The sequence below is a fragment of the Streptomyces sp. P5F9 genome (assembly GCF_057961495.1).
The window spans coordinates 1-7,576 of the sequence record NZ_JBXVPZ010000459.1; the positions used below are offsets into that span (position 1 = coordinate 1).

Genomic DNA, 7,576 nt, shown 5'->3' on the forward strand with positions numbered 1-7,576 from the left:
TCTCAGGCCCCACCCGGCGCACCCGGTACCCCCGGCATGCCCCACATCCCCGTCGCCGGTACCGCCTCCGGTTCGGGCCCGGGGCTGCCCATCCCGCGGCAGCGTCAGGCCCCTCAAGCGGGTCCCCGGCGAGGTGGGCAGGCCGGTCGTAGTCCCCGGCAGGACTACGTCGACGCATTCGAAGTGGACGCGGACGACGACGCCTTCGCACCCCGGACCGGCGTCGCGACGCACCCCTCCGACCCGTACGGCTCCGTCACCACCCGGACCCCCGAGAGCGACGCCGACGAGCCCCCTGCCGACCCCGGCTCCGTGCCCGGGGGCGCCAAGGGCCGTAAGGGACGGACGTACACCGGTATCGCGGCCGCCGCCGTCACCACCGTGCTGGCCGTCATCGTCGCCGGGCAGGTCGCCAAGGACGGTGACGGCGACGGTGCGCGGTCGCAGGCGGCGACCGATCGGGCCCGGGATGCCAGAGAGACGGCCTCGCCGCAGGCGAGCCCGTCCGGTTCGCCGCGCCTGGTGACCTTGACGTACGCCCAGAAGATGGCCGAGAAGTACCCGCTGAGTGCCAAGCTCAAGGGGCCGGACAAGTTCGACGCGGTGCCCGGGGTCGACAGGGCGCCGGGCAAGGGGCGCAAGTACACGTACCGCGTGGATGTCGAGCAGGGGCTCGGGCTCGACGGGACTCTCTTCGCGCAGGCCGTGCAGAAGACGCTGAACGACAAGCGGAGTTGGGCCCACAACGGCGCCCGTACCTTCGAGCGCATCTACACGGGCAAACCGGACTTCGTGATCACCCTCGCGAGCCCTGGTACCACCGCCACGTGGTGTGCCAAGTCCGGGCTCGACACCACCGAGGACAATGTGTCGTGCGACTCGGCGGCCACCGAACGCGTGATGATCAATGCGTATCGATGGGCACAGGGATCGTCAACATATGGGGACAAGATGTACGCGTATCGACAGATGTTGATCAACCATGAAGTCGGTCATCGTCTCGGCTACGGGCACGTCACCTGCGACAAGGACGGCGAGTTGGCGCCCGTCATGCAGCAGCAGACCAAGTTCCTCGATCACGACGGGATCCACTGCCTGGCGAACCCCTGGCCGTACCCGGGCAGTTGACGGGCGACGCTTATGTCACATTGACACGAGCCGCAACTTCCATCATATTTTTGGGCATGTGGTCTAGTCATGTTCCGAACCGCGCCGGCATCGAGCTGGCGCTCATCGGCGTGACCCCGCTCTGCGTGGCCGACATTCTCTGTCGCTGAACACCGCCTCTGGCGTTTGTGTCGCGACCCGCACCACCATGCCCTTGCCGTATGACCTTGGCAGGGTTTTTTCGACGACCTGACGCCGGGGCAGACGGCTGTTCACTCCCGTCTCACTCCTCGTCCATCCGTCTCACCATTCGAGAGTTCTCCGGGAAATCCCCGCGAGATCCTCGAAAGTCACCCGAGAGGTCGTCATTCCGATGCGTCAACCGTCCGTCATAGCCCGGCGCGTGGCCGTGGCATCCGTCAGCCTGGCCGTGGCAGCGGGCGCCGCCGCCTGCGGACCGAAGGACAACGATGCCAAGGGCTCCGGTGGCGACTCCACGCCCCACAAGGGCGGCACGCTCACGGTCCTGAACTCGCAGCCCCAGGAGGACTTCGACCCGGCCCGCCTGTACACCTCAGGCGGCGGCAACGTCCCCTCCCTCGTCTTCCGTACGCTCACCACCCGCAACCGCGAGAACGGCGCGGCCGGCGCCAAGGTCGTCCCGGACCTCGCCACCGACACCGGGCGCCCCAACAAGGACGCGACCGTGTGGACGTACACCCTGAAGAAGGGCCTCAAGTACGAGGACGGCACCGCGATCACCTCGGCCGACATCAAGTACGGCATCGAGCGCTCCTTCGCCCCCGAACTCTCCGGCGGCGCGCCCTACTTGCGGGACTGGCTGGTCGGCGCTGCCGACTACCAGGGGCCGTACAAGGACAAGAAGGGGCTCAGCGCCATTGAGACTCCCGACAGCCGGACCATCGTCTTCCACCTGAACAAGCCGGAGGGCGAGTTCCCGTACCTCGCCACGCAGACGCAGTTCACGCCCGTCCCGAAGGGGAAGGACACGGGGACGAAGTACGAGGAGCACCCGGTCTCGTCCGGCCCGTACAAGGTCGTCAGCAACCAGAACGACGGTGAGACGATCGTCCTGGAGCGCAACAAGTACTGGTCCACGGCCACGGACTCCGAGCGCAAGGCCTACCCGGACAAGATCGACGTGAAGTCCGGACTCGACTCGTCCGTGATCAACCAGCGGTTGTCCGCGTCCCAGGGTGCGGACGCCGCGGCGGTCACGACGGACACCAACCTCGGGCCTGCCGAGCTCGCCAAGGTGACGGGCGACAAGGAGCTCGCCGCGCGCGTCGGTACCGGGCACTTCGGTTACACGAACTACATCGCGTTCAACCCCAAGGTCGCGCCGTTCAACAACGTCAAGGTGCGGCAGGCGATCGCGTACGCCATCGACCGTTCGTCGGTGGTGAACGCGGCGGGCGGTTCGTCGCTGGCCGAGGCCGCGACCACCTTCCTGCCGAACCAGAAGTCCTTCGGGTACGACCCCTACGACCTCTTCCCGGCGGGCGCGTCCGGCAACGCGGCGAAGGCCAAGGAGCTGCTCAAGGAGGCCGGTTACCCGAAGGGGATCACCGTCACGCTGACGCACTCCAACGACAAGGACTTCGAGACCAGCCCCGAGATCGCGACCGCGATCCAGGACGCGCTCAAGAAGGCCGGCATCACCGTCAAGCTCCAGGGCCTGGAGATCAACGACTACAAGGACAAGATCCACAGCGTCAAGACCGAACCGGGCTTCTTCCTCGCCCACTGGGGTGCCGACTGGCCCTCCGGCGGTCCCTTCCTCGCCCCGATCTTCGACGGCCGCCAGATCGTCAAGGACGGCGCGAACTTCAACAACGGCATGCTCAATGACAAGTCGGTCAATGACGAGATTGACGCGATCAACAAGTTGACGAATCTTGACGAGGCAGCCAAGCGGTGGGGTGCACTGGACAAGAAGATCGGCGAGCAGGCCCTGACCGTGCCGCTGTTCCACCCCGTCTACAAGCGACTCGTCGGCAAGGACATCAAGAACGTCGTGATCAGCGACTGGACCGGCGTCCTGGACATCTCCCAGGTCGCGGTCAAGTAACCCCATGAGCGAGGCACTTGTCGCCTCCCGGACCGCCGGGACGGACCTCTCCGTCCCGGCGGTCTCGGGGGCCCGTCAGTTCTGGCGGCGGCTGCGTGTGCAGCGCGCCGCCCTCGTCGCGGCGGTCGTCGTCGCCCTGCTCGTCCTGGTCGCGCTCGCCGCGCCGCTGCTCACCGCCATCGAGGGCCAGGACCCCTTCACCTACCACCCCTCGCTCATCGACTCCGCGCGCGGAGGTGTGCCGACCGGCTCCTTCGGGGGCATCACCGGCGACCACTGGCTCGGTGTCGAACCGCAGACCGGCCGCGACCTGTTCGCCCGGCTCGCGTACGGCGCCCGCGTCTCCCTCGGTGTCGCCCTGGGGGCGACCGTCGTGCAGGTCTTCATCGGGGTCGTGATCGGTGTCGCCGCCGGGCTCGGCAACCGATGGGTTGATCAACTGTTGAGCCGGATCACCGACATCATCGTGGCGATGCCGTTGATGATCATGTCGTTGGCGCTGCTCGCGATCGTGCCCAACAGCTTCCCGAGGCCCCTGCTGGTCGCGGGAGTCATCGGGCTGATCGCCTGGGGCAACGTCGCGAAGATCGTGCGCGCCCAGACGCTCACCCTCAAGGAACTCGACTACGTCGCGGCCGCCCGGCTCAGCGGCTGGGGCACCTGGCGCATCGCCCGCCGCGAACTGCTGCCCGGCCTGGCCGCGCCCGTCATCACGTACTCCGCGCTGCTCTTCCCGATGAACATCAGCGCCGAGGCCGCGCTGTCCTTCCTCGGTGTCGGGGTGAAGCCGCCGACGCCCTCCTGGGGCCAGATGCTCACCGCCGCCGACGTCTGGTACCAGGCAGCCCCGCAGTACCTGCTGCTGCCCGCCGGCGCCCTCTTCGTCACCGTGCTCTCCCTGACCGTCCTCGGCGACGGCGTCCGCACGGCCCTCGACCCCCGCGCGGCCTCCCGCCTGCGCGTCGGCACGGGCCGCAAGCGCGAGGCGAAGGCGGACGCGAGCGGCAAGAAGGTCACGGTGGACGCCAGTTCCGGCCAGTCAACAGTTGATCCGAGCATCAATACGATCAAGTCGGCCGACGCCAACGGCGGGAAGGAGGACCCGGCATGAGCGGCTTCGGAGGCTTCGTCCTGCGCCGGGCCATCGGCACCGTGATCACCCTGTTCGCCATCTCGGTGATCGTCTACGTGGTCTTCTTCGTCACCCCAGGGAACGTCGCCCAGATCACCTGCGGCCCGCGCTGCTCCCCGGAGCAAGTGCACCAGGTGGCGCAGCAGTTGAGGCTCGACGACCCGTTGTACCTCCGCTACTGGCACTTCCTCCAGGGCATCCTCGTCGGCCAGGACTACTCCACGGGCACCTCAGTGGAGCACTGCTCGGCGCCCTGCCTCGGGCAGTCGTACCAGGGCGACCAACAGGTCACCCAGCTGATCCTGGCGAAGCTGCCGGTCAGCCTGTCGCTCGTGTTCGGCGCGATGGTGCTGTGGCTGATCCTCGGCGTCGGCACGGGCATCCTGTCGGCGTGGCGGCGCGGCCGGTTCACGGAGCGCCTGCTGACCGGCATCACCCTCGCGGGCGTCGCCACCCCGGTGTTCGTGATCGGCCTGGTGCTGATGATCGTCATCTGCGGGCAGCTGCAACTGCTGCCCTTCCCGCAGTACGTCGGCCTCACCGACGACCCCGAACAGTGGGCCTGGAACCTGCTGTTGCCCTGGCTCTCCCTGGCCCTCATCGAGGCCGCCACGTTCGCCCGGCTCACCAGGGCGTCGATGCTGGAGACGCTCGCCGAGGACCACATCCGCACCTTCCGCGCGTACGGCGTCGGTGAACGGTCGATCATCGGGCGGCACGCGCTGCGCGGGGCGTTCGCGCCGATCATCGCGCTCAACGCCAACAACGTCGGCTCGGCGGTCGGCGGCGCGGTGCTCACCGAGACGCTCTTCGGGCTGCCCGGCATCGGACAGGAACTCGTCCACGCCGTCAATGTCGTCGACCTGCCGGTGGTCGTCGGCATGGTCCTGGTCATCGGCTTCTTCGTGGTCATCGCCAACGCCGTCGCGGACGTGCTGTACGCGGTGGCCGACCGACGGGTGGTGCTCGCATGAGTTCGCTGGACGGCTCGACGGACGCCTCGGCGGACGTCTTGGTGGAAGTGACCGGCCTGACGGTCGGGTTCGGTTCCCTGCGGGCCGTGGACGGCCTCTCCTTCCGGCTGGAGAAGGGCGCCGCGCTGGGCCTCGTCGGCGAGTCCGGCTCGGGCAAGTCCACGGTCGCCTCGGCCCTGTTGGGGCTGCACCGCGGCACGGGGGCCGACGTCGGCGGCTCGGTACGGGTGGCCGGCATCGACGTACAGGAGGCGTCCGACGCGGACCTGCACCGGCTGCGTGGTGGTAAGGCCGCGATGGTCTTCCAGGACCCGCTGTCGTCCCTGGACCCGTACTACGCGATCGGCGACCAGATAGCCGAGGTCTATCGGGTGCACACGCGTGTGTCACGTCGGGCCGCACGCGCGCGTGCCGTCGACGTACTGGACCGGGTCGGCATTCCGGACGCGGTACGGCGGTCCCGTTCGCGCCCGCACGAGTTCAGCGGCGGGATGCGGCAACGCGCCCTCATCGCCATGGCGTTGGCGTGCGAGCCCGACCTCCTGATCGCCGACGAGCCCACGACCGCGCTCGACGTGACCGTCCAGGCCCAGATCCTGGACCTGTTGCACACGTTGCGCGAGGAGACCGGCCTGGGGCTGCTGCTCGTCACGCACGACGTGGGTGTCGCCGCCGAGAGCGTCGACGAGATCCTGGTCATGCGGCACGGGCGGGCCGTCGAACACGGGCCGGTGGGCACCGTCCTCGGGGAGCCGGCCGAGGCGTACACCCGCGACCTGCTCGGCGCGGTCCCGCGCGTGGACGCGCCCCGCGCCCTCCTGGCGGCATCCACGGCGCCCGCGGACGTCGTCCTGGAGGCGACGGGCCTACGGCGTGAATTCGGGCGCGGGAAGCGGGCGTTCGCGGCCGTGGACGACGTGTCGCTGACGATCCACCGGGGCGAGACCCTCGGCATCGTGGGCGAGAGCGGCAGCGGCAAGACGACGCTGGGCAGGATGCTGGTCGGGCTCCTGAAGCCGACGGCCGGCGAGATCAAGCCCGGCGGCGGGGTCCGCCCCGACGTGCAGATGGTCTTCCAGGACCCCGTCTCCTCCCTCAACCCCCGCCGCAGCGTGGGCGAGTCGATCGCCGACCCGCTCCGCGCGCGTGGAGAACGCGACGAGGAGAGCATCCGGGGGCGCGTACGCGAACTCCTGGAGCGCGTGGGGCTCGAAGGGGCGCACTACGACCGCTACCCGCACGAGTTCAGCGGCGGCCAGCGCCAGCGTGTGGGCATAGCACGGGCGCTCGCGGCCGACCCGCGCGTGATCGTGTGCGACGAGCCGGTCTCCGCGCTCGACGTCACCACACAGGCCCAGGTCGTCGCCCTGCTCGGCGAACTCCAGCGCGAACTCGGCCTCGCGCTCGTGTTCGTCGCCCACGACCTCGCGGTCGTCCGCCAGGTGAGCGACCGGGTCGCGGTGATGCGCCGCGGGAGGATCGTTGAACAAGGCCCCGCCGACGAGGTCTACGACGCACCCCAGGACCCGTACACGAAGCAGCTCCTGGCCGCCGTACCGGCCCTCGATCCCCAGGTCGCGGCCCAGCGCAGGGCGGTCCGAAGGGAGTTGGCGACGACGTGACGGTCGCGTCGCGACGACGGGACGGTGCCGTCCCTACGACGGGACGGTCCCGTCGCGACGACAGGACTGTGCCGTCCCCACGACGTGACGAGCTCGTCGCTACGGCACCGTAGCGACGACGCGGCAGCGGTCTGACGTTTCGTGCGCGATTGATCTCTTAGCGCGACGGAACGCGACCTGCACGGGAAAGTTACGCCCGTTCACCCCTTTTGGTGGCGCGATGGACAACCGTCCGTCGCGCCACCGCCTTGTCCGCATACGTTCGTCCCGCTGCGAGCCGCCGGGTCAACGGCGGCTCCCCATATGGGAGATCGGGGGTGTACCCGTGCGCATAGGACTGCTTACGGAGGGTGGCTATCCGTATGTGAGCGGTGACGCCAGACTCTGGTGCGACCGGCTCGTACGCGGGCTCGGGCAGCACGAGTTCGACATCTACGCGCTCAGCCGCAGCGAGCGCCAGGAGGACGAGGGCTGGCTCGAACTGCCACCCCAGGTCAGTCGGGTGCGCACCGCGCCGCTGTGGACCGCCGAGGACGACGGTGTGACCCTCGGGCGCCGCGCGCGCAGGCGGTTCGCCGAGTGCTACGACGAGCTGGCGGCCGTGCTGTGCGAGGGGGACGGCCAGGCCTCCTCGGGGGTGGCGGAAGGG

7 protein-coding genes are annotated in these 7,576 nt (G+C 69.1%); all 7 read left to right on the top strand.

Annotation, left to right across the window (positions count from 1 at the left end):
• Positions 1 to 1,128, top strand: a 1,128-nt coding sequence (locus AC31A1_RS42420) for a DUF3152 domain-containing protein (RefSeq protein WP_489658413.1), incomplete at its 5' end; no start/stop codon positions are given.
• A gap of 56 nt (positions 1,129 to 1,184) precedes the next feature.
• The gene (locus AC31A1_RS42425; RefSeq protein WP_366433810.1) at positions 1,185 to 1,277 is read left to right on the top strand and encodes an Ms4533A family Cys-rich leader peptide; all 93 of its coding nucleotides are present in this window, start codon (positions 1,185 to 1,187) and stop codon (positions 1,275 to 1,277) included.
• 203 nt (positions 1,278 to 1,480) lie between these two features.
• A complete protein-coding gene (locus AC31A1_RS42430) occupies positions 1,481 to 3,199 on the top strand; it encodes an ABC transporter substrate-binding protein (RefSeq protein WP_489658414.1) in 1,719 nt (572 codons plus the stop codon).
• A 4-nt stretch (positions 3,200 to 3,203) separates the two neighbouring features.
• Positions 3,204 to 4,310: an ABC transporter permease gene (locus tag AC31A1_RS42435; RefSeq protein WP_489658415.1), complete on the top strand. Its 1,107-nt coding sequence runs from the start codon at positions 3,204 to 3,206 to the stop codon at positions 4,308 to 4,310.
• On the top strand, positions 4,307 to 5,305 hold the full coding sequence (locus AC31A1_RS42440; RefSeq protein ID WP_489658416.1) for an ABC transporter permease: 999 nt from the start codon (positions 4,307 to 4,309) through the stop codon (positions 5,303 to 5,305). The genes AC31A1_RS42435 and AC31A1_RS42440 overlap by 4 nt, the downstream gene beginning before the upstream one ends.
• Positions 5,302 to 6,927: a dipeptide ABC transporter ATP-binding protein gene (locus AC31A1_RS42445; RefSeq protein WP_489658417.1), complete on the top strand. Its 1,626-nt coding sequence runs from the start codon at positions 5,302 to 5,304 to the stop codon at positions 6,925 to 6,927. The genes AC31A1_RS42440 and AC31A1_RS42445 overlap by 4 nt, the downstream gene beginning before the upstream one ends.
• A gap of 325 nt (positions 6,928 to 7,252) precedes the next feature.
• The coding region (locus AC31A1_RS42450) for a DUF3492 domain-containing protein (protein WP_489658418.1) at positions 7,253 to 7,576 on the top strand (324 nt) is incomplete at its 3' end.

Excerpts from the sequence above, each read along its gene's own strand:
- AC31A1_RS42425 (WP_366433810.1), top strand. The coding sequence starts at position 1,185 with ATGTGGTCTAGTCATGTTCCGAACCGCGCCGGCATCGAGCTGGCGCTC.
- AC31A1_RS42445 (WP_489658417.1), top strand. The coding sequence starts at position 5,302 with ATGAGTTCGCTGGACGGCTCGACGGACGCCTCGGCGGACGTCTTGGTG.
- AC31A1_RS42430 (WP_489658414.1), top strand. The coding sequence starts at position 1,481 with ATGCGTCAACCGTCCGTCATAGCCCGGCGCGTGGCCGTGGCATCCGTC.
- AC31A1_RS42440 (WP_489658416.1), top strand. The coding sequence starts at position 4,307 with ATGAGCGGCTTCGGAGGCTTCGTCCTGCGCCGGGCCATCGGCACCGTG.
- AC31A1_RS42435 (WP_489658415.1), top strand. The coding sequence starts at position 3,204 with ATGAGCGAGGCACTTGTCGCCTCCCGGACCGCCGGGACGGACCTCTCC.